Origin of the sequence: Mycobacterium sp. 23, from assembly GCF_048287075.1 — a bacterium.
In the GTDB taxonomy this organism is placed as follows: Bacteria; Actinomycetota; Actinomycetes; order Mycobacteriales; family Mycobacteriaceae; genus Mycobacterium; species Mycobacterium gordonae_B.
In genome coordinates, this window is record NZ_JBLVUX010000005.1 from 4287436 (window position 1) to 4309562 (window position 22127).

General features: G+C 61.7%; 20 protein-coding genes. 9 read left to right on the forward strand and 11 right to left on the reverse strand.

Annotated elements, in window-relative coordinates; genetic code table 11:
• Nucleotides 1-36 precede the first annotated feature (36 nt).
• Both ACNQS7_RS21020 and ACNQS7_RS21025 read right to left on the reverse strand, forming a co-directional pair.
• Nucleotides 37-1437, reverse strand: coding sequence for an FtsK/SpoIIIE domain-containing protein (locus tag ACNQS7_RS21020; protein ID WP_346411260.1), 1401 nt, complete (start codon nt 1435-1437; stop codon nt 37-39).
• Between the two features lie 101 nt (nt 1438-1538).
• A complete protein-coding gene (locus ACNQS7_RS21025; RefSeq protein WP_024637274.1) occupies nt 1539-1874 on the reverse strand; it encodes a hypothetical protein in 336 nt (111 codons plus the stop codon).
• Between the two features lie 164 nt (nt 1875-2038).
• Here ACNQS7_RS21025 and ACNQS7_RS21030 point away from each other — a divergent pair, with 164 nt between their 5' ends.
• The 5 genes from ACNQS7_RS21030 (at nt 2039) to ACNQS7_RS21050 (ending at nt 5885) form a co-directional block, all read left to right on the forward strand.
• Nucleotides 2039-3241 (forward strand): hypothetical protein, encoded by a 1203-nt coding sequence (locus tag ACNQS7_RS21030; RefSeq protein ID WP_136245959.1) that lies wholly within the window; start codon nt 2039-2041, stop codon nt 3239-3241.
• Nucleotides 3238-3957 (forward strand): creatininase family protein, encoded by a 720-nt coding sequence (locus ACNQS7_RS21035; RefSeq protein ID WP_024637276.1) that lies wholly within the window; start codon nt 3238-3240, stop codon nt 3955-3957. The genes ACNQS7_RS21030 and ACNQS7_RS21035 overlap by 4 nt, the downstream gene beginning before the upstream one ends.
• Before the next feature lie 488 nt (nt 3958-4445).
• Entirely contained in the window at nt 4446-5087 is a 642-nt protein-coding gene (locus ACNQS7_RS21040) for an RNA polymerase sigma factor (RefSeq protein WP_016343712.1), read from the forward strand.
• The gene (locus ACNQS7_RS21045) at nt 5084-5317 is read left to right on the forward strand and encodes an anti-sigma factor family protein (RefSeq protein WP_016343713.1); all 234 of its coding nucleotides are present in this window, start codon (nt 5084-5086) and stop codon (nt 5315-5317) included. Before ACNQS7_RS21040 ends, ACNQS7_RS21045 begins: the two co-directional genes overlap by 4 nt.
• Before the next feature lie 373 nt (nt 5318-5690).
• Nucleotides 5691-5885, forward strand: coding sequence for a hypothetical protein (locus ACNQS7_RS21050; protein ID WP_016343714.1), 195 nt, complete (start codon nt 5691-5693; stop codon nt 5883-5885).
• 296 nt (nt 5886-6181) lie between these two features.
• Here the strand turns inward: ACNQS7_RS21050 and ACNQS7_RS21055 are convergent, their stop codons facing one another.
• Complete coding sequence (locus ACNQS7_RS21055; protein WP_016343715.1) at nt 6182-7435, reverse strand: bifunctional alpha/beta hydrolase/OsmC family protein; 1254 nt, start codon at nt 7433-7435, stop codon at nt 6182-6184.
• 313 nt (nt 7436-7748) lie between these two features.
• On the opposite strand from ACNQS7_RS21055, the gene ACNQS7_RS21060 reads away from it, so the two are divergent.
• Together ACNQS7_RS21060 and ACNQS7_RS21065 are read left to right on the forward strand one after the other, a co-directional pair.
• Nucleotides 7749-8495, forward strand: a complete 747-nt coding sequence (locus ACNQS7_RS21060) for an SDR family NAD(P)-dependent oxidoreductase (protein ID WP_087139732.1) — start codon at nt 7749-7751, stop codon at nt 8493-8495.
• A 118-nt stretch (nt 8496-8613) separates the two neighbouring features.
• Nucleotides 8614-9441, forward strand: coding sequence for an LLM class F420-dependent oxidoreductase (locus tag ACNQS7_RS21065; protein ID WP_016343717.1), 828 nt, complete (start codon nt 8614-8616; stop codon nt 9439-9441).
• Between the two features lie 1474 nt (nt 9442-10915).
• Here the strand turns inward: ACNQS7_RS21065 and ACNQS7_RS21070 are convergent.
• From ACNQS7_RS21070 to ACNQS7_RS21085, 4 genes are all read right to left on the reverse strand, one after another.
• Nucleotides 10916-11704 carry an HAD-IIA family hydrolase gene (locus ACNQS7_RS21070; RefSeq protein WP_016343718.1) on the reverse strand — a complete coding sequence of 263 codons (789 nt, stop codon included), beginning with the start codon at nt 11702-11704 and terminating at the stop codon, nt 10916-10918.
• Nucleotides 11705-12017: 313 nt separating this feature from the next.
• Entirely contained in the window at nt 12018-12365 is a 348-nt protein-coding gene (locus tag ACNQS7_RS21075) for an ArsR/SmtB family transcription factor (protein WP_196760141.1), read from the reverse strand.
• A gap of 389 nt (nt 12366-12754) precedes the next feature.
• Nucleotides 12755-13879 carry an alkene reductase gene (locus tag ACNQS7_RS21080; RefSeq protein ID WP_016343720.1) on the reverse strand — a complete coding sequence of 375 codons (1125 nt, stop codon included), beginning with the start codon at nt 13877-13879 and terminating at the stop codon, nt 12755-12757.
• A 61-nt stretch (nt 13880-13940) separates the two neighbouring features.
• Nucleotides 13941-15425 carry an aldehyde dehydrogenase family protein gene (locus tag ACNQS7_RS21085; protein ID WP_016343721.1) on the reverse strand — a complete coding sequence of 495 codons (1485 nt, stop codon included), beginning with the start codon at nt 15423-15425 and terminating at the stop codon, nt 13941-13943.
• A gap of 1262 nt (nt 15426-16687) precedes the next feature.
• Between ACNQS7_RS21085 and ACNQS7_RS21090 the strand changes: the two genes are divergently transcribed.
• Complete coding sequence (locus ACNQS7_RS21090) at nt 16688-17170, forward strand: YkgB family protein (protein WP_041928033.1); 483 nt, start codon at nt 16688-16690, stop codon at nt 17168-17170.
• A 131-nt stretch (nt 17171-17301) separates the two neighbouring features.
• Here the strand turns inward: ACNQS7_RS21090 and istB are convergent, their stop codons facing one another.
• Nucleotides 17302-18192, reverse strand: a complete 891-nt coding sequence (istB, locus tag ACNQS7_RS21095) for an IS21-like element helper ATPase IstB (protein WP_082275278.1) — start codon at nt 18190-18192, stop codon at nt 17302-17304.
• Nucleotides 18189-19865: an IS21 family transposase gene (istA, locus tag ACNQS7_RS21100; protein ID WP_055578112.1), complete on the reverse strand. Its 1677-nt coding sequence runs from the start codon at nt 19863-19865 to the stop codon at nt 18189-18191. Before istA ends, istB begins: the two co-directional genes overlap by 4 nt.
• A 393-nt stretch (nt 19866-20258) precedes the next feature.
• On the opposite strand from istA, the gene ACNQS7_RS21105 reads away from it, so the two are divergent.
• Nucleotides 20259-20486 carry an anti-sigma factor family protein gene (locus ACNQS7_RS21105; protein ID WP_016343723.1) on the forward strand — a complete coding sequence of 76 codons (228 nt, stop codon included), beginning with the start codon at nt 20259-20261 and terminating at the stop codon, nt 20484-20486.
• A 75-nt stretch (nt 20487-20561) separates the two neighbouring features.
• Here the strand turns inward: ACNQS7_RS21105 and ACNQS7_RS21110 are convergent, their stop codons facing one another.
• Both ACNQS7_RS21110 and ACNQS7_RS21115 read right to left on the reverse strand, forming a co-directional pair.
• Nucleotides 20562-21257, reverse strand: coding sequence for a cysteine hydrolase (locus ACNQS7_RS21110; RefSeq protein ID WP_226069240.1), 696 nt, complete (start codon nt 21255-21257; stop codon nt 20562-20564).
• 143 nt (nt 21258-21400) lie between these two features.
• Nucleotides 21401-21982 (reverse strand): TetR/AcrR family transcriptional regulator, encoded by a 582-nt coding sequence (locus ACNQS7_RS21115; protein ID WP_055576391.1) that lies wholly within the window; start codon nt 21980-21982, stop codon nt 21401-21403.
• Nucleotides 21983-22127: the final 145 nt, after the last annotated feature.

Sequence of the window (22127 nt, forward strand, 5' to 3'; positions counted from 1 at the left end):
GCAGCACGATCACCGGGCTCTGCCTCGTTACGGTCTTCACCGATTTCCCTGTTCGCCTGAACGCGGTGCCCGAAAGGTGCGGGCCAACAAGGTGATATCGCGATCGGTGACGTGAAAGGCCCGGACCCGTATCGGGTCCGCGGTGCCATCGATCATCACGTACCCGATGCCTGGGGTGGTATCAGCGATCAGGTCGCAATCGGCGCCGGCATCGCGGGCTCCTTGGCCCAAGACCATGGCGGTTTGGGTAGCCTCGGTCATCCGCAGCCCGATCCGCACGGTGAACAACTGCCGTACCGGCAGGGTGTCTTTGGCCGGGTCTTGCACCGCGGCTACCACCGATATCCCGACCGCACGCCCCTGGGACAACAGCAGGCCGAGGAGTTGTTCTGTCTCGGCGCGAAGTTTGCGGTCGGTGACATAGGCGGTCAGCGCGGCGATCTCATCAATGATCAGCACGATCAACGGCTCAGCGAGGGTGGGGGTGTGCAGGCGGGTGTGCCCGCGCAGCCGGGTGGCGCGGGTCTGCATCAGCTCCACCAGCTCGCGCAGCAGTTCCACGGTGGGCTGACCGGTGTGGTAGCAGAACCGGGCGAACAGCGGCGCGCCGGCACCGAGTTCCATGCCGCCTTTGGGGTCGATCACCCACAACCGCACCCGCCCCGTTTTAACGTGGGGTGCCAGCCCGGCGATCAGCGACCACAACACCGAGCCTTTGCCGGCTCCGGTGGCACCGGCGGCCAGGATGTGCTGGCCCAATACCGGTAGGTGCCACCAGCGCCGTGATTCGGTGACCCCGACCCGCACCGCGCCCAGATCGACCGCCGAACCCGGGGTTGGCATGGGCACCGCGGTCGGCTGGCCGAGCACATCCCCACGGCCGATGATGATCCGCAGCTGGCCCGGCGTGGTGGCGCGGATCGTCAACCGCTCCGCGTCCCAGGTCGCCGCCAGTGCGAGGGCACGTTTCTGCCAGTCGGCAATCGACTGGCCGGTCACCACCTTGACGATCAGCACGTCGGCGTGATGGCCGATCCGCACCGATTGCAGGGCAGGCACCAACGTGCGTTCACCCAGTTTGGCGGTCAGGCCGTGCAGGGCGCAGACCGATTCCCAGTTGCGGTGATAACGCCACCACGCCCAGAAACGCTGCCGCAGCGGAGCGCTGACCCACCGGGTGAATGAGGCCGGCTGGCACACCCACCAGCCGAGGTATGCCGCGGCCTCCACAACGGCGGTCAAAACGCCGGCTCGGGCGCCGTGACTGAAACCGACCCAGATGGCGACGACGGTGGGAATGCTCAGGGAGGGAAACAGGATTGCCCACCACAGCAGATACCCGGCGGCTTTGAGTAGTCCGACGATCAGCTCGCCGATCCAGTCATCATCGGGTGATGGATTGTTGTTGTGGTTCTTACGGTTTGGACTATTCGACATGACGGTCTGCCTTCACTTACGACGGGGAAAGAAGGGGCGGGAGCGTCGGCCCGGCAGCCCATAGGCGCACGCTGTCGCGGGGCTGCCGGGCCGGCCTGCGGTTACCGGGCCTGCTGGCCCGTCTTGACGGTGGCGAGGTCGGTGGCGGTGATGGCTTCGGCGCGGTACGCGATGCCCGAGCGGCCGTCTTGCGACCACGGCAACGCCACCAGACCCGTCACAGACACCGGCTGGCCGACAACGACTTTCGGTTCCCCGACCACGGTGACCGCCAGCACTTCACCGCCGGTGGCGTCCAGGGCGATCAGCTGCACCTGCCACAACGCCTGCCCGGTGGCCTTGTCCACGCGCGGTGCACCGGTGTCGAAATTCGTGCGCTGCTCGGGAATCCGAGTACAGAGGAACGTCACCCCGGTGGTGTCGATACGTAACTTCATGGATTGCTGTCCTTCCTTGCGGTGTTGGCGCGGTCTGTTCGGCCGCCACTCAAGGACAGCGCCATCCCGGATGCGCCCGGAAGTGACAGGCAGTGATACTGGTGATGACCGCACACGCGCACACGTAGCTGACCTGCGCTGATGTATGCGGCATGATCGAAGCCATGGCCGCAGTCGACCCGATCCGGGCACTCAATGCGCAGCGGCTCAGCCAAGCCCGCAAACGCTACGGCTACAGCTTGCGTGAGTTGGCGATCGAGGTCGAAAACGTGCGCAAGCTACGCGGCGATCCCGAACTGCCCGCGCGGGAATCCCTGCGGCAAAAAATCGCCCAGATCGAGCGGACCGGAATGCTCGGCCCGCTGTGGCGTGAAGACCTGGCCGCGGTGTTCGGCGTCGAACCCGACGAAATGTTCAGCGTGCCGATCGCCACCGAGCTGCCGCACCCGCTGCTGATACAACTACCCGTCGACCGTGACGTACTCGCCGTCATCGAGGCCCAGCAACATGCCCACATCCAAGCTGAGCACACCTTCGGCCCCCAACACGCCCGCCCCCTGGTGGAATCCGATCTGGTCACCATCGAATCCCTGATTGCCCACGCACCCTCGCAGGTCAAGGCAGAGATGCGGCGCGCCGCTGGGGCTATCGCCGAAGTTGCCGGGTGGATCGCCCAAGACCTCGGAGATCACGCCGCCGCGGAGAAGCTCACCCACACCGCAGCCCTGCACCTACGTACGGCCGGCCCGGCATTCAACGCCATGATCTTGATGCGCCAATCCAACATTCTCACCCGCACCAACCCCGACCTGGCCACCGCCTTGGCCACCGATGCCGCCGACCTCATCGACGGCCACGACGTGGGTCGCCTGGCCGCCAGCATCGCCCGCCAACAGGCCCTTGCCGAGCTGGCTAATCACAATGAGCGGGGATTTCATCGCCACGCCGCCGCAGCCCTCGAACTCGGTGACCTGCAACCCCACCCGCATGATCATGCGATCTATGCCCACGGCGCCTACGTCGCCAGCGAGATCGCCTCCGGCTACCTGCGCATCGGTGACCCGGATAAAGCCCTAACCCTGCTCGCCGGGCACCATCACGCCTGGACATCACAGCAGCACCGCGATCAGACCGTGGCCGATATGCGACTCCTGCACGCCTACATCGCCACCGGCGAATACCAGCAAGCACTGGCACTGACCGCCACAGCGATCCCGGGCTACCTGGCCGCGCCCTCGCAGCGAGCCAGGATTCATCTGGCCAGGGCAGGCACAATCGTGCGAGACCGTCGACGGCGAAACAAAGACCCGATCCTGCAACAGCTTGCCGGCCGCATCAAAAACGCCACCCAAGGAGTCACCCCGTGAGCCGTCGAATCATCCCCGACACCACCACCACCGACCCCGCGGCCACCCACACGGTCGCGGTGCTGCCGGTCGGCTCATTCGAACAACACGGCCCCTACCTTCCGCTGGGCACCGACACCCTCATCGCCACTGCCATCGCATCCGCAATCAGTCAGCACCACAACGTATTTCAGCTACCACCGGTCGCGTTCAGCTGCTCCCATGAACACGCCGCCTACCCCGGCACCATGAGCATCAGCGCCACCACCTTGGCCGCGATCGTCGCTGACATCATCGAATCGCTGGCACAGCAGAACATCGCCGGGCTGATCGTCGTCAACGGCCACGGCGGCAACGCGGTACTCACCAACGTCGTCCAACAAGCCAACCACCCCAAGAACCCCGTCAAGGTTGGGCTCTACCCCAGCCGCGAAGACTGGACCGAGGCCCGCGCCGCCGCAGGAATCCACAGCAGCAACCACGACGACATGCACGCCGGCGAACTGGAAACCTCCATCCTGCTCGCCACCCATCCCGACTACCTGCGCGACGGCTGGCAGACCAGCGACCACACCGCCAACGACCGCCGCTACCTCACCAGCCTCGGCATCCACGCCTACGCACCCACCGGCGTCATCGGCTCACCATCCCAGGCCACCGCCGCCAAGGGCAGCAGTGCCCTCGACCACCTCGGCCGCAACGCCGACACCCTGATCGAACTCCTCACCACACGTTGAGCACAAGCGACAGCTCGGCGGCTACCTTCCGGGCTTCGCTGCGCTCCCTTCGCTTCCGTCCGCTGGCGCTCCCGTCCGCGCCGGTCGCTCCACTGCGCCCTGCGTCCGCCGCCGAGCACCAGACCAGCGCCCACCACTCAGTGAGAACACCGGCCGTGTTCGCGCCTGCCACCGCCAGGCCAACGGCGTTTGCGCCTCTCGCGCGGCGACCAGAGCCGGGCCAGACCGCCGGCCACCGTGGGACACATGCCCTGACCTCGCACGTGAGGACTTTCTTTACTGGTATCAAGGGCGAGACCTCGCGGCCGCATCGTCCGGCCGAACTTTACAGGTATTTCACCAAGTCGTTCGAGAGCGCAGTTCTGCCGAAATGTAGGCAATTCAGCTCGCACCTGATTGGGAATCCCGGTCAATAGAAGTATGACGGGTATGGCTGAGCCGACGGTAGCGCCATCGCTATACCGGTAGAGTACAGTCGCTGAGTGACCATGACCGCAGCCACGGTTTCGGAAGACGAGGGCGCTTTGGTCGCTGCACTTCGCGCCGGCGACCATCGAGCTTTTGCTCGGTTGGTCGATCGTCACACTCCGGCGATGCTGCGGGTGGCGCGTGGTTACGTGCCGAGTGAGCAGCATGCCGAGGACGTCGTGCAGGAGACGTGGATCGCGCTCCTTAAGGGTTTGGACAGATTCGAGGGACGGTCGTCCCTACGTACTTGGCTTTTTACGGTTCTTGTCAATATCGCCAAGGCTAGAGGGCTCAAGGAACGCAGGCACGTCGACACTCAGATCAAAGCGTTCACCGGCGGCACAGTTGACCCCGAGCGGTTCCGTGCTGCTGGCGACGAGCTGCCCGGGCACTGGAAGGCGGAGGAGACACCGACGCCTTTCCCGGACACCCCTGAGGGCTCGGCTCTGAGCAGGGAACTCACCGACGTCGCCAAGCGCAATCTCGATACGCTGCCCGAGCGTCAGCGCATTGTCGTGACGATGCGCGACATGCTCGGTCTCGATTCCGATGAGGTCTGTGCACTACTCGAGATCAGCGCTGCGAACCAGCGGGTACTGCTTCATCGTGGCCGTGCGGTGATTCGAGCGGCTCTCGAAAATTATCTGAAAGATGCGTCGTGAACCCACTCGATTGCAACGAGCTCGTCGAAATTGTCACTGCCTATCTGGACGGCTCACTCGACCTCGAAACGCGGGCACGGTTCGATGAGCACCTGCTCGAATGCGACGGATGCGATAACTACCTGCAGCAGTTTCGGGTCACTATCGGCACGTTGGGCCGGATCCGTGAAAGCGAGTTGGCACCGGAATTCCGCGCGCAGCTACTTGAGGTTTTCAAGGATTGGCGGTGACGCCCTGTTACAACCACAGAGTGCCACCTGCGCGCCAAATGATGCAGTCCTAGCGCCTGGCAAGCACGCGCGATCGCGCGGGGCTGGCGCCTACAGTTGTTGGTAGCATTTATCGCTGTTTGACTCGGGCATCGGCTTGCGAAGGTCACAGCGGGCTTCGTCGGGATTAACTTGACCAAACCTATTCGTGCGCAACTATTTGCATGCTTGCGCTCTTGGTCACCCGGGCGTTGGCGTGTGGTGAGCCTCCCCAGTTTCAGTGGACACCCGAGATAGCGGGGGCACGGGGTTCCGCTGGGAGGATGGGGTATGTCCAGGACTCGTCGGTCGTTTACGGCGGAGTTCAAGGTTCAAACCGCTCGGCGGGTGATTGATGGTGGCCCAGCCGGTCGCCGAGATCGGCCGGGAACTCAATGTTCACGAGCACCTGTTACGTAAATGGGTGGCGGCCGAATGGCTCCGGGACGGCGCTGCCACCGATGCGCACAGGTTTCACCGGATGGTGACTGACCGCGGTCGAGCGTGCCGAGTTGGCACCCGGTTGCGTGCGGGGATCGCCGAGAAGTAACGCGATATCGCGTTCGTGAAAAAAAGTATCGGCGTACTTTGCGGCACAGCAACACAAGTGAGTCGTTTCGAGCTCATCGCCGCGGGGTTCAGGCTACCTGTGGGCGGGTTCCGGCGCACCACGGTGCCCGGTCGGATGCGCATTCGCGCAAACTACCCTGTTACCACTTCTGTACCGGACATTAATCCGCACTACGCCAACGGGACGCAATGGGCTCATGCGATGAAGCGTTCGCGGCCCCCACGATTCGTGCTTCGGGCTCCGCGGGCGACTCCGCCGATGATGGAGGATGCTGGTCAAAGCTGGGAATGATTACTATCACGGAGTCGCCCGGTCGTGCGAATGTCCACTTCGGAGCGGAGAGTGCGGTGCACTGGGCACCTGCTGGCGATCTCCATGAGCCTGTCGCGTTGGATGGCGCTCAGTGGTCCCTGCAACATGATGTTGCGTTCAATGCGATCGATGAACCCTTTCGTTTTGTCGAGCCCGGCACAGTCCTGCGCGTGGACACGGGAATGGCGGGCATCGACAACCACGCTTTCCAGTGGCCATTGTTTGCGTTCGGCGTACATCCTGATCGTCATCGACGTACAGGCTCCCAACGCGGCGAGCAATAGGTCGTACGGGGTGGGGCCCATGTCGTCGCTGATCGGACGAGGTTCGTCTGCAACAAGGCGGTGAGAACCGACCGTGATGTCCTGGGTGAGATTTCTCGCATCACCCCGCTCTGCGACCCGTACGACACCGTCGTCACCCGGCGGAGGGTCGCTGCGAGTCAGACCTGTGCTCGCACGGTGCTTCTGGTAACGGCCAGCCCAGGCAGCTATCACAGTAGCGGCGTACTCGGCGTCGTCACGGCAGCTGAGCAGATGATCAGCGCCGTCAAGTGCCACAAAGGATTTGGGGTGCCGCGCGATGTCGAAGATCTCTCGGGCATTGTCGACTGAGACCACCTGGTCGGTCGGCGAATGCAACACTAGGAGTGCAGCGTCGGCCGCTCGGATACGTTCCCGCTGGGGCTGTGCTGCGATGTCATCGAGGAACTGCTGCTGCAGACGGAACTCGCGACCGGCGATAGATATAGTCGCCTCACCTGCCGCGATGTCGTCGCATGACTGGCGCAGCAGGCCCGCTACGTGACCGGGATCTGCCGGTGTACCAATGATGGCAATGGCATTGACGTCATCGATTCGCGACGCCGCCGCAAGCACCGCAGCCCCACCGAGGGAGTGCCCAATCAGCATCGTTGGCGCACCGTGGCTCGCTCGCATGAAGTCGGCTGCACACACCAAGTCATCGACATTGGAACTGAATCCTGTCGCGGCGAAGTCGCCCTCGGAGTCCCCCAACCCCGTGAAGTCGAAGCGTAGGACGCCGATACCACTGCCGGTGAGGGCACGAGAGATTCGCGCCGCAGCCGAGTTGTCTTTTCCGCAGGTAAAGCAGTGTGCGAATACCGCCCACGTCGTGGGTGGCTGTTCTGGAGTCTCCAGTCGCCCAGACAGCGAGCCGCTACTGCCAGCGAACGTCACGCGCTCTGAATTGCTCATCGGGACGACCTCCTCATTTCTAGAACTGGCGGATGTGTCAGTCCGCCCGCGGTGTCCAGATCGCGGGGGCGGGGTGCTAAGCCCGACGAACGCAATACTTGTCCTTCCACTCGGGATCGGCTTGCCAGCAGACCCTGCACACACGGTGTTCCAGCGCGAGCATCGCCACGCTGAACCCTATAGCACTCTGCGGGACGGCCGAGAGTTGTAACGCTTGACCGTCGTCCGCACACTCATTGGTCGCATGTGATCGTACGAAGAAACCTTGGCCGCGGCACACAATCCGGTCGACCATAAGAAAGCAGGATGAACGATGGCTGTGCAACTGTCCGAGGCACGCGTTCTCATCACCGGCGGAACTAGCGGAATCGGGCGGGCTGTTGCCGTCTCTCTGGCTAGTCACGGTGCCGTAGTGGCCGTGTCAGGCCGGAGCGCGGAGCGTGGGCAACAGCTAGTAGGAGAGATCGAGGCCACGGGTGGCAAGGCCGAGTTTCTCAGCAGTGACCTGCACGACGCCGAATCCGCGAGGCTGCTCGCTGCTGACGCTATTACAAGGCTCGGCCATGTCGATGTGCTGGTGAATAACGCCGGCGTCTATCCGTTCGGACCCACCGAATCGATGACCGAAGAAGATTTCACCGCGGTGTTCGATCTCAACGTCCGCGTTCCGTTCTTCTTGGTTGCCGAACTAGCCCCCAAGATGGCCGAACGCAGCAATGGCGTGATCGTCAATGTCACAACGATGGTTGCCGAGTACGGAAACGTCGGAACCAGCCTGTACGGCGCCAGCAAGGCCGCGGTCGTATCCCTCACCAAAACGTGGGCAGCCGAGTACGGACCGCGGGGCATACGGGTCAATGCGGTCAGCCCCGGACCGACGTTCACCGAAGGCACCGCTGCTATGGGTGAGGGGCTTCGCGGACTGGTTGGCCCTGCTCCCGCGGGCCGTCCCGCGCAGGCTGAAGAAATCGCCAACTCGATTGTGTTCTTGGCGAGCGACCAAGCCAGCTACATCCACGGGGTCACCCTCGCTGTAGATGGCGGCCGCACCGCCGTCTGAACACCAGCTAACTGCACAGTCCATGCTGCCATCAATTCCGATCACACGGGCGCCGAATGCGGCGCGCATCGATTAGTGCGTGTCCTGCGCATCCCATTGAAATATGAGGTATGTCAATATGTCTAACCGTCGGAACCTGCCTGTTCGCGTCGGTGTGCAGCTGTGGCCAGGAGACACCCCTGACTACCGCACCTGGCGCGACGCAGTGATCACCGCCGAACAACTCGGCGTAGACGCAATCTTCGGCTACGACCATTTCCACAAGCCCGCAACCGCCCCGACCTCCGACGGGTTGCCCGAGCTCCTACCCGTGCAGCCCGACGTCAATAATTTCGAAGGCTGGACGTCGCTGGCCTCATGGGGCGAGATCACCTCACGCGCCGAGATCGGCTTGCTCGTAACTGGTGTCGGTTACCGCAATCCGGATCTTCTCGCTGACATGGCCCGCACAGTCGATCACATCAGCGATGGCCGCCTGATTCTGGGGATTGGATCCGGTTGGTATGAAAAGGATTACGTCGTTTACGGTTACGAGTACGGTACCGTCAAGTCACGGATGGACCTATTCGAGAGCAGCCTGAAACGCATAAGCGAGCGGCTCGACAAACTGATACCGGCTCCGACACGCAGCATCCCGATTCTCATCGGCGGCATGGGGGTGCGCCGCACGCTGCCTTTGGTGGCACGGTACGCCGACATCTGGCATACGTTCGCCAGCCCCGCCGAGTACCGGCGTAAGAATGCACTGCTTGGCGAGTTGGCACAGGTAGTAGGGCGCGATGAGTCGGCGATTGAACGCGCAGTGCACTGGACAGGCCGCGCCGACGCCGACGCATTTGCGAGTATGGGGGTAACGTTCTTTACCACTGAAATCCACCCGAACGCAGACGGATTCGACTTTCGCGAACTCAAAGATATGATCCACTGGCGCGATACATACAGCTAGACTGGGTCAGCTCACCGCGACCCTCGCGGGCCGCCCGTGTCCGCGCTACCCAGCGTGCCCTCATACGGCTCAGGTCACGAGCAACCTGGGCGATCCGGCCTACCCGTTTTTTCGACGATCCGGACCGCACCCTCACGGAACTCCTAGTCGTACTTCTTCCGTTTCCCTGGCATCTCGACCCCTATTGTCGATGCCTCCACGCTCTCGGCGAACTTCACCGAGCTAGTCCGCCGGCAATCTGGGCATCTACCCGGTCACCCTTCTCAGTGGACCAAGAAAGACGACATCGAACACCAAGTGCGCCAAGGTGTCCCGACGAGGGAGCCCTCGCACCAAGTCGGTCCCTGATACGGCTGACCGGCATCTACACTTGCCCGGACCAGAGTGGCTCCAACGTCCACTGCGGTGTGGTCACAGTCGATTATCTGGTCAGCCCCTGCTACAGCATCTCGTTCCAAATAAGTTGCAGGTCAATGCTATATGTCCAACACCGCAGCATCGAAGGCTGTTGCACTGCTGCGCTGTCATCGACATGGTCAGTCGCAGCATCGTCGGCTGACCGATAGCCTCGAAGGCGATTGCCACCTTGGTGGTCAAATCGTTAGACATGGCCATCAGCGACGGGCGCCCAGCCTCAGGCATGTCCTTGCTGATCACGAAACACCTTTCACTTCACGGGTTTCGGATGAAAGATCCGGGTGGCTAGACTGGGTCTGTCGTTTGGATCGATTGGGACGAGCTTGGCAGTCTCTTGGGCACGCTCAGCAGCCGAATGTGAATCCGCAGGGCACCATTGCCTTGACGGCTGGCTCAGCGAACGGCGTGCGAGGTTCAGAAGGAGCCGTCGTCTTGGTCGTCGTCTCGCCGAGTGTCATTCTGATGCTGGGCGATTCAGCTCCAGCATCGCTAGCAGAATCCTCAGCTGTCGCCGTTGCGGCGAATACTATCGCAGCGACGCACGCCGACCCGGCAAGTAGCAGCTGGGCGACTTTCGCTGGGCACCGCGTCAGTTGCGGCCCTCGCAGATTAATTGCCGATCGGAGCGTCACTCCTACGATTCTAATCTAGATATCGCGATATCGCTATATCTAGGAAGATGGTATTGGGGCGTCTTAGTCTCGATTTCCGTCCAAGGCGATGGTCGCCGGACTCCGGGTCGCAGTTGACGGGGTCAGGCTTGTGGGCGGGTCGCGGTTGCTGGTCTCGTGGCGCCGGGTGGGACGGGCTTCCCAGTGCCAGCGGTCCTTTCGGTTGATCGGTCATAGGCGGTCCGGTGTGAGCCGAAGGCGCCGCGGGGCGCTCCCAGCCGAACTGACGGTGGGCCAGCGGTTTGCTCATCGCTGACCAGGCCCGCTTGGATGGCGTGGCGGTGCGCGGGGTGGATGAGCACGTCTGGCGGCACGGGCCGTAAAGCCGCGTACACCGGTTACTACCACACTCACAGCGCAGGCACCGTCGTACGGCTAGATGGCTATCAGTGCTGGTGCTCGTTGCGCGTTAGCCAAGCGGGCATGTCAACGATGGAGTCCAGAGTGGTTTCTGCGGGATGTGTCTGGGTAAGGTCGATTTGGTCGGCATACATGCCGGTGCGTACCTGGATTGTGTGTGCGCCTACCGCGTTTCCCATGGCAATATCGTTGGCGGGTTGGTCGCCGATCAGCCAGAGTGCGTTCGGCTTGACGGGCACGCTCGCTGCGGCGGATCGCAGAAATTCTGGTGATGGTTTGCCGAGGAGTTTGCTGGTGACGCCGGTGGCGTGCTCAAGTGCTGCCGTGATCGCACCGGTGTCGATATGGTTGCCGTCGGGGCGTTTTCGATACTTCCCTCTTTGGAGTGCTATAAGGGTCGCACCGCGCTCGAGAGCGCGAAACGCCAAGTCGAGTAGCTGATGCGTTAGCGTGTCGTGAGTGTTGCCGACGACGACATGGGTGATCGCACCGCCGGCGTGGCGGTAGGGGGCAAATGTCGGAAGCAAGGCGCTTGACACCACCGGCAATACGTTGATCCGGCCGCGCGTTGCTTCAAAGAGTTGCAGGGCAGCGGATACGGGGGTGAAAACTTCGCCGACACGAACGTCGAATCCGCGCTCGCGCAGTGTTTCTTGGAGGGTCTGTGGTGGCACAGTATCGGTGTTGGTGAGAAAACGGAGCGTGCAACCCATGTTTCGGAGTCTTGTCACAGCCTCAGGCGCGCCGGGAACGAGCTCGTCACCAACGTATAGCGTACCGTCCAGGTCGCTGAATACTACAGGCGTTGGCATCATCGATACTCCGCGAAATGACTGACCTGCCGCATGTGCCGGATGTATCGAGAACGTTCGGGAAGAGCGATTGGGGCGGCGCCGATCTGTTTGTCAGAACTTGGTGACATAGTGGAGTTGCCTCTGTAACGGTATGGCGTTGACGTGGATGCCGGGCTGGGCTGCGCGAAGCAATATCAAGCCGTCTCAGTTAATGATGGTAGCCCCGCGTCCTCGCGTGTTCAGTTAAAAGTGAAATGACGGCTGTCGATTTTACCGCAGGCTATTACCTGGCTGGCTCGTGCTCAGTTGGTCAGCGAAGGAGAGCGCGCAGCGGTTAAATCAGCGCATTCAAGGCTTCCAGCAGCGACTCAATATTCTTTTCGTGCCTTTTGTAGTATGTCCAGGGCCCGATCCGTCGGGAGGTTACCAATTGCGCGCGTTGCAGAACTGCCATATATGACGACACTGTCGACTGTGATAAGCCGACATGTTTTTGAATGATACTCACGCACACGCCGACTTCTTGTGGATCGATATCCTGTTCGGGAAAATTTTTTCGCGGATCCTTGAGCCAACTGAGTATCGTTAATCGGGTAGGGTTATCGAGGGCTTTCAATGCCTCGTTGACATCAATACTTATTGAATTCTGGGAATTAGTACGTTCAGGTGAAGTGCTCAGCATTTTATGATCCCTTTCGTGGTCATGCTACGCGGGTGGGCCGCCGATCTGAAGGATGTTGCACAGTAGTTAGTAAACGTGGGCCTACATCCAGTGGCGGCGTTGCTAGTTCGACACACCGGGAGCTGGAGAACAGACATGTTGCGGATCCTGTCGTGTATAGGGACTAGCGTACCTGCGAGTTTGTGCCGATGCGCTGGGTAGTTGGCCAGAACGCTGCGCGGCCCATCGGTGATCGTCGTCGGCGCATGTCGTACCTCGTTGGCGGCTTCGCGGTTGGGTCCGCATGAAACGTTTCTCGTAGGCGGTTCGGCTGGGCCGCGGAGCATCCGAGGTGCGACTCGTCTTGCCGTGCAGCCTGATCGACTGCACGGCAAGACGTGGTTCGGTTACTAGCTACGGTAGGTGGGGTAATCGGTGTAGCCTTTCTCGGTGCCGCCGTACATGGTGCTCGGGTCGGGGGTGTTGAGCGGCCAGTCGTTGGCGATCCGTTCGGGCAGGTCTGGGTTGGCGATGAACGGTCGGCCGAAGGCGATCAAGTCGGCCCAGCCAGCCTCAATGGCACGGACTGCGCGTTCGGCGGTGTACTTGCCCGCCAGTAGGATGGTTCCGCTGAAGTTTTCGCGCACTGCGACACGGAAGCTTTCCGGCATTTCGGGAGCGTTGTCCCAGTCGGCCTCGGCCAACGACACGTATGCGATGCCAACCTCTTCGAGGATCTTTACCGCCTCGATGTAGGTCTCATGGGGGTCATCTTCGACAAGGCCAAGGTAGACACGGTCTTCGCCAGTGGTGGTGAACAATGGCGAAAACCGCACACCCAGACGGTCTTTACCGACGACGCCGGCAACTGCCTCGACCACCTCGCGCAGGAACCGGAGGCGATTCTGCAGGGAACCGCCGTATTCGTCGTTGCGGTGGTTGGTATGGGTGGACATGAACTGGTTGACCAAGTACCCGTTGGCTGAGTGGATTTCCACCCCGTCGAATCCGGCGTCGAGAGCATTGCGCGCGGCGTCGGCGTAGAGCTGCACGACGTCTTTGACCTCGCCGGTCGTCAGAGCCCGCGGCGGCGACGGCGGCGCCAGCGCTCCGGCTCCCGGGCCCGTTTCGACGAAAACCTTCACGGCGTCCGCGGTGATGGCCGACGGGGCGACCGGTGCGCCGGCGTCGGGCTGCAACGAGGTGTGCGACACCCGTCCCACATGCCAGAGCTGGTTGAAGATCACCCCACCGGCGGTGTGAACCGCATCGGTGACTTTGCGCCAACCCGCAACCTGTTCAAGGTTGTGGATCCCGGGTGTCCAGGCGTAGCCCTGCCCGCGCGGTTCGATCTGCGTACCTTCGGTCACCATGAACCCGGCACCACTGCGCTGCGTGTAGTAATCCGCCATGAGTTCGTTGGGTACGTTGCCGGGCTGCGAACTGCGCGAACGGGTCAACGGGGGAAGAACGATGCGATTCTTGACCTCATAGGGGCCGAGCTTGGTAGCGGTGAACAGCACTGAGTCTTTCATTTCTTTTCTTTCCGGTGTTGGTGTGATGGTTTCAATCTTGTGCAGCGATGGGATACGCGATTTAGAACAGTCCGCGCGGAGCTTCGTTCATGCTCACGTAGATGTTCTTCTTGTGGGTGTACGCGTCAAGCATGGATTTGTAGGCTTCGCGGCCCAGACCGGATTTCTTGTAGCCCCCGAAGGGTGCATGCGCAGGGATCTCATGGGCCGTGTTCACCCACATCCGACCGGTCTCCACCGCGCGTGCCACGCGAAGTGCACGGTTGATGTCTTGGGTCCACACTGTGCCGGCGAGTCCGTATTCTGAGTCGTTGGCCAAGGCGATAACTTCATCCTCGTCCTTGAATGGGATAACAACGAGAACGGGGCCGAAGATCTCTTCCGATGCAACGCGCATATCGTTGCGCACATCGACCAATATTGTCGGCTCGACAAAGAATCCGGAATCGTAGTCCCCGCCAGTGAGCCGGCGACCACCCGTCAAAACCGTGGCACCTTCAGCACGACCGGTTTCTACATAGCCCAACACGCGCTCCAGCTGGGCTTTGCTGATCAACGAGCCCACCTGGGTGTCTGGTGAGAGGGGATCCCCCACGCGGGCCGTGGTGAACTTGGCTTTTAGTTCGTCGATAAAACGGTCGTAGATCGACTCGTGAATGAAGAGGCGAGCTCCGGATTCGCAGGCTTGGCCTTGATTCCATAGAATCGCCAGGGCTGCCCCCTCGACGGCCTTGTCCCAATTCGCGTCGGGGAAAACGATATTCGCCGATTTGCCGCCCAGCTCCAGCGTTGCTGGTACCAGTCTTTTGGCTGCGGCTTCGGCGACGGTGTAGCCGACTCGGGTGGAACCGGTGAATGCCAGCTTCTGTACCGTCGGGTGATCCAGCACGGCCTGGCCGGCAACCGGCCCTGTGCCGGTGACGATGTTGACGACACCGGGGGGAAGAACTTGCGCGAAAATCTTTGCCAGTTCGGAAATGCTGACCGGCGTCATCTCCGATGGCTTGATCACCACGGTGTTCCCTGTGGCGATTGCCGGGGCAATCTTCCAGGCTGCCATCAACAACGGAAAGTTCCAGGGGATCACCTGACCAACCACACCAAGCGGTTCGCTCAGCACGAGGCTGAGGGTCTGTTCATCAAGCACGGCCGCCTCGTCTGAGTGACTGCGAATCACTCCGGCGAAGTACCTGAAGTGATCAATGGCGATGGGCACGTCGAGAACGCGCGACTCGCGAATCGGCTTGCCCACATCCAGCGACTCCAGGACCGCGAAACGCTCGGCGTCAGCCTCCAGCAGGTCGGCGATCCTGTTCAACGCGTTCGCCCGTTCCGTCACCGTGGTCGCCCTCCAGCCCGCAAACGCACGCTGCGCCGCCTGGACCGCGCGATCGACATCAGCGGCTGTTCCACTAGGAATACGAGTCAGCACCTCACCCGTCGCGGGATTGATACTCTCGATCGTCTCCCCGGACTCCGCGTCCACCCATTGGTTGTCGATGAACATTCCGTAGCTGCGGTCCGGAGCATACTGGGACGTGGACATGGCGCGCTTCTCCTTCTGATTGGCGGGCGGGCCGGAAGTACAACCGGCTCAACCTCTTCCGTGATTTCGTTGTTCACCACCCCTGACGACGTGGTGCCACCAACCCTAACCTAGATATCGAGATACGTCAATATCCCAATAGCGCGATATTCAGATGGGCGTAAAGGGGGTGTCTTCCTGCGCTAACACCGCCGGGTCGGCTGGTTGGTGGCCGTCGGTGCGTGACCGTGCTTGAGGTGCGCTCTGCTGCGCGGCTTAACTCGGACGATCCCCACTCAATAGGGACTCGCCGAACTGCGCAGGTTCGACCGTGCCATCCGGCCAGGAACCCGCAGTCGAATGAAATCGGCAACGATACGAAAACCCGTGAACCACCCCAGGTTTGACGCGCATCAAACCCGGGGTGGTTCAAAGTGCTTGGGAGGCGGTGCCAAGCCGGCGGTGCGGTGGCCACTTGATCGATTCTCGCGCAGCGTCTACTTCCTGGGCCGAGGTCTGCTGCAACGCCGCAAGCTTGCCGAGCATCGTCGACCTCGTCATGTGTACCATGCCTAAGCCAAGGCAAGAATCATTGTAACCCGGTCAGCATCGGCGGTTTGGCCTGCAGGTCACCCGGCAAGTAGTCCGATGGGGCGCAGAACCCGATGAACCTGCAGTGCGAACACTCGCGGTCGTTCTCGCCAGGGTGTGCACCGTGTTGCATTCGGTGTTCTACCGCCTGAAACGGTTGCTGCGCAACATGGTCGGACCATCGCTCCTAGCCGTCGATAGCCTCTCAAGGTCGCCCAAAACTGGAGAGACCCAGCACTGTCTGGTGGCGGTCAGTGCGTTTAGGGTTGCGTTCATCGCCTTGCTCAAAGCAGATTGGTCGCCAAATCTGTTCGGCCGTTAGTCGCGACACAGCAAATCGGCACTACGAGGGCCGACAGACCACGCCGGCGTTTTCCCTGACCGCGCTGCGCTGCTAAATGGTCCGTGCTGTGCTGGTCGATTGCGCCGACACGGGGCGGATAAGCCGACTTCTGGGGTTACCGCGACTAAAGGAACTTGGCGTCGACGACCGCAGCGCCGCGCGGAAGGGCGTGGGCACCCAAATGGTCGAGGGCGAGACCTCGCAATCCGCGTCGTCGGTCTCGACCCACAAGATCCCCGCAGGAACTATGACGTACGGCACACCCACCTAAACGGAAGCGCTGTAACGCTTTCCGAAGTGCATAGCACTCAGTGGTGTAGTCAACCCAACTAGCAAGGGAGTCATCATGATCGCTACCATCCGCGAGCAGATTCAAGCCGGCGTGCGCCCAGAGTCGCCAGTAGCACGTGGCGGCGCGGGCCTGGCACGGTACGGGCTGGTCGTCGTCATCGCCTGGATCGGCATGCTGAAGTTCACAGAGTACGAAGCCAACGGCATCGCGCCATTCGTGTCGAACAGCCCTTTCATGTCTTGGCTGTACGACATTTTCTCGATCACCACCTTTTCGTCGCTACTCGGTGTAGTCGAGATCGCAATCGCGGTCTTGCTCGCCGTCAAACCGTGGTTCCCTCGACTCTCAGCGATCGGTAGCCTCATGGCCATCGGCATGTTCGCCACAACACTGACATTCGTGCTCAGTACGCCTGGTGCATTCGAAGCATCAGCAGGAGGTTTCCCGGTGTTGTCGTCGACTGGTCAGTTCCTGATCAAGGACGTCGCACTGCTCGGAATCTCTGCCTGGACGCTGGTCGATGCACTCACACGCCGCTGAGGCCGAAGCCGCCCTCGTCACCTCGCTTCGTGCGGGTGACGAGGGCGGCTTCGTGCAAGTTGTCGACTTGCAAGCCCCACGACGCCACGCCTCGCACGCGACTACGTCAGGACACCGATCGCCTCTCTATGTCAACCTGACTCAGGACCACTGTGACGGCTTGATTCGGGACCACCTCGGCGAGGAGGTGGTGGCTCAGGCGTCTTCGTAGGCTGTGATCGCGAGCTGCTACCGCGGGTATGGCTGAGCCGGTATGAGGTGGTGCCGGTTTCGATGATGGTGCCGTGGAAGGTGAGTCGGTCGACGATCGCGGCGCAGAGTCGGGGGTCGGTGAAGGTTTTGGTCCAGCCGGAGAAACTCTCGTTGGATGCGATGGCTACTGACGCCTTTTCCTCGCGTTCAGTGAGTACTTGGAACAGCAACTCCGCGCCCCGGCGGTCGAGTTCCATGTAGCCGAGTTCGTCGATACATAAAAGATCGACGCGGCCGTAGCGGGCGATCGTGCGGGCGAGTTGCTTTTCATCGGCGGCCTCGACGAGTTCGTTGACCAGTTTGGTCGCCAGTGTGTAGCGGACGCGGAAGCCTTGCTCGGCGGCGGCGGTGCCCACACCAATGAGCAGGTGGGACTTGCCGGTGCCCGAGTCGCCGATCAGGCAGAGCGGGTCGCCTCGGCGTATCCAATCGCCTTGGGCGACGGTATGTACGGTGGCGGCGTTGATGTTTGGGTTGGCGTCGAAATCGAAGTCGCCCAACCATTTCTGACGTGGAAACCCGGCCGCTGCGACTCGCCGCAAGGTGGATCGGCGGTCCCGGTCATCGCATTCGGCCAGGAGCAGTTCGGCGAGGAAGCCGTGGTAGGTGAGCTGTTCACGCTCGGCGACTTTCACTGCTTCGTCGATCACCGCACGCACGGTCGGCAACCGCAGGCGTCGGCATGCGGAATCGACGGCGGCTTGGGCCGCTTGTGGGGTCATCCCGCGTTGGCGGCGCAGGGTGTTGGTGACTTTCGTGGCCGTGCTCATGATCCAGTCGTTCCTTCCATTCCGTCACCGGGTGGCGGTGTTGGGGGTCTGCGTTGGAGCAGCTCGTCGTAGGCCGCGACGTCAGGCAGCGGCCGGGTGTCGGGTGGCAGGCCGGCGATCACGGTCGCTGGATCAGCCAGGCGGCGCTGGGTCAGACTGACGACCCGGTAATCGACGGTATTGGCATGGTTACCGGCGTGACGGTCTGATTCGAGACCACCACCGGCGGCATGCAGGCGTGCTTCGACCGCGACCACATCCGCTGAAACGGCACCGACCGACAGGGCGGCGTGGATCCCGGCGATCACATCGGTAGCGCGCATGCTGCGGTGCAGCAGCAGCACGTCGATTAGCGAGCGAGTCCCGCCAGCATCGCCGTCGACGCGGCGGGCCTGCTGCCAGAACGCCTCGTGCGCTGCGGTGAAAGTGCCGGCGGCGCGGGCCTGAGCAAGCGCGGTGGAGCCGGGCAACGCGCCGGGTTTGCAGTGCAACACCTCCAGATAGTGGTCGAGGTTGATCGATTGCCCGTTGCGGGTCGTGACGCGTTCATGGCGTGCGGCGATAGTGCGGCCGTCGAAGACGACCAACTCCGAGGCCCGCAGCGACACCCTGACTTTGCGTCCGATCAACCGGGCGGGAACCGAGTACTTCGCCGACCGCGCCGTGATCAGCGCCGACCGGTCCACCCGTGGATGCAGCACCAGCCCCGGGTCGAACCGCTCGGCAGGCAGAGCGGCGAGATGTTCTCGTTCGGTCTGGAAGTCCTGGCCCACGGTGTGCAGCCGGCCGGTGACCCGCCGATGATCCTCACGTGCTTCGCAGCGGCGGATGTAGTCGTTGAGCTCTGACAGCGAGTCCACTTCCGGCATGGGCGTGAGCCAGGTGCGGCGGAAACGTCCGATCTCGCCCTCGACTCCGCCTTTCTCGTGGGCGCCTTTCACTCCCGGCTGGCAGTAGAACGGGTCGAACCCGTAGAACGATCTGAACAGCACCCACCGGTCGTTCTCGACCCTGCCCCGACCGCGGCCGAACACCACCGAGGTGACCGCAGACTTCAAGTTGTCGTAGCGGATATGGCGCACCGGGATGCCGCCGATCACGTCGAATGCTTCGATGTGGCCTTCGAGGAACGCCTCCTGCGACTGAGTCGCATACACCCGATGGACTGCCTTGCCGGACATCGACATTCGGAAAACGAACATGTAGCAGCGGGTTCTGACACCAGCGAGGATGACGTGAACCTCGCCGAAATCAACCTCAGCTTCAGCGCCGGGCGGGTGTTCCTGCGGCACGAACGCTTCCTGCGCCTGCTTACCGGACTCGGCGATGATCTCCGCACGACGGACCCGGACATAGTCACGCACCGACGAATACGACACATCCTCAACGCCGTGTTCATCGGCCAGACGATTGCAAATCCTTGTCGCAGTGTGGCGTTGCTTGCGGGGCGCATCCAGATCGGTCCGCAGCATCGCATCAATCGCAGGTTTGAGCGGGCCCAGTTTCGGCGACTCCCGCACCGGTGTCTTCCGCCTCGGCGGCTCCGGATTCGCCAACGCGTGCCGGACCGTATCCCGGCCAACCTTGTACTTACGAGCAAGCGCCCGAATACCCAAACCCTCGACCCGGGCGTCCCTACGTATCTGGGCGAACAGCTCCACACGACTTCCCATCCGGAACCCTCCGACAGCGAGCCAATAATCGACACGCCAACCGTCGAGGGTGGTCCTGAATCAAACCGTCACAACACACCGGTCTGAAAGAAGGTGGTCCTGAATCAGGCCGTCACACCGGTCCTGAATCAAACTGTCATAGCCAATCGCCGAAGGCCCCCTACAGGAAGGCCTCTTACACAAAGGAATCGGCTCTTCCCAGGATCAGTCACCTAGGTTCACAGAGCTGTCTGCGAACTTTCATAGGAGGAAAGGTCGCAGTCCCTTGGCGACGAGAAACTGGACGAGGAGTCGGAGCAACGAAGCCATCCTCGGGAATTTTTCCTCAAGCACCGGGGAGCATGGTCGCCGGCGAGCCGGTCGCTCATGTACTACATGAAAGGATGCAGACAGATGAGATGCAACGAACTCGCCGAACTACTCACCGAATACCTGGACGACTCGCTCGGTTCGAGCGACCACGTGAGGCTCGAAACGCACCTGTCCGAGTGCGACGGATGCGCAAACTATCGCACTCAATACATATCGACGATCGCAATCTTGAATCAGATCCCCGTGGCCGGCTTCAAGCGCACGCTGCGCGATACGTTATCGGCGCACTTTCACCAACGGCGCCGCTGAGCTTCGCAGGGCAACCGAGTTCAGCTCAGCAACAATGGATACACCAACTTTGCTGCCGTCAGCGCCCATCGGTCTTTAGGTGGCTTGCGCCAACTCAGCCACCGCTTGATCGGTGGTCCAGATAGCTGAGGCGAGGAATCGGAAATTAATCAGGGCGGCCAAGTATCCGTCGCCTTCGGGCAACCGTGCACCCGCAGTCGCGTCACGGATGACGACAACCTCGAAACCCTGTTCGATCAGCTCACGCAAATGGCTTTCGGTGCACAGATTCGCGGCCATTCCAGCCAGAAGAACTTGGGTCACACCGCGTTTGCGAAGCTGAAGTACGAGATCGTTGGACTGCGGACCCACGATTTTATGGGGAGAAGCGACCACCGTCTTTCCGTCCAGGATGCGGTTCTTGTACCGCTCGAGATAGTCCGCGCCCGAACCGTCGAACCCTTCCAGCTGCAGCGGATGCGTCCGCGCGAACATACCGACACTGTGCATGAAGCGCTCAAGCGGTCCGCCGAATTGCCAGTCCTGATCGGATGGATAGTAATAGTGCGGAGAGATCGCAACCGTGATCCCCGCGCTCTTGGCAGCTGACAGTAGTTGGTCGATGTGCTCGACAGTGTCGTTGTCTTCGACGCTGGCGCCGAACACCGACCATGTTGCACCATCGGGGCTGAGAAAGTCGTTCTGCGGGTCAGTCACGACGAGCGCAGCGTGCGTCACGTCAAGCTGGAAGCCAGATGGCGGAAGTCCGGGCTCTGCGGGCTCGTCGTACACGGATGAAGTCGACATTGGATGGGAGTCCCTTTCCTATCGGGCGCTAGTGCGCGACACACGGCAGCGCCCGGAAAGTATAAATAGACGACCGGTCGGATATCAACAAGTCCGGCCTTTCGGACCTCGATGATGGAGGCGGGACTTCAGGACGTGCCGACCAAACCCACCAACTGCGGCAAGGTTATTCGTGAGAAACGGTCGTATGGAGCGCGGGTGCGATCGATCCTGGCGCGAAGCACTGCCCCTTCCCACGCTTCGATAATCAAACCTGCGACTTCGCGACGCCGTTGAGGCGTTCCCTCTGTGAAAACAGCGGCCAGTTCGTGCTCCCAAACACAAACAATGCCGCGTAGCTTTTCGTGGACCGACGCACTGGTGGCTGAGACTTCGAGCGCGAGATTGCCAATTAGGCAGCCGCGCATAAAGGTGTGGCGCTCGTGCTCGTCGGCAATCACCGCGAAGTAGCGTTGCAGGCGGCGAACCGGTGTCCCGCGACCTAGCAGCAAGGATCCCGACCGGTCCTGAAGTTCGAGCCAGTACTGGCCTAGCACTGCGACAACAAAGGCTTCTTTGCTCTCGTAGTACGTGTAGAATGCCGCCTTCGGTACGTCGGCACGATCGGCAATTTCCTTGACACCTGTCGCGTTGACGCCACGGGCATAGAAGAGCTCGAGTCCACTAGCGAGTAACCGTCTGCGGATATCCGGGTTCCCCGGGCGAGGCACAGGAGCAGAGTAACTGACCGAACAGGGACCTTGGCCGTGCACGGCACCAACTCGACCACGCGCGTCCAGACGCACATATCCGGTCAAGTGAGCATTTTTTGTGCGCCATTGCGCAGCACGAACTCACCGGGCGCTGAACGCCCCC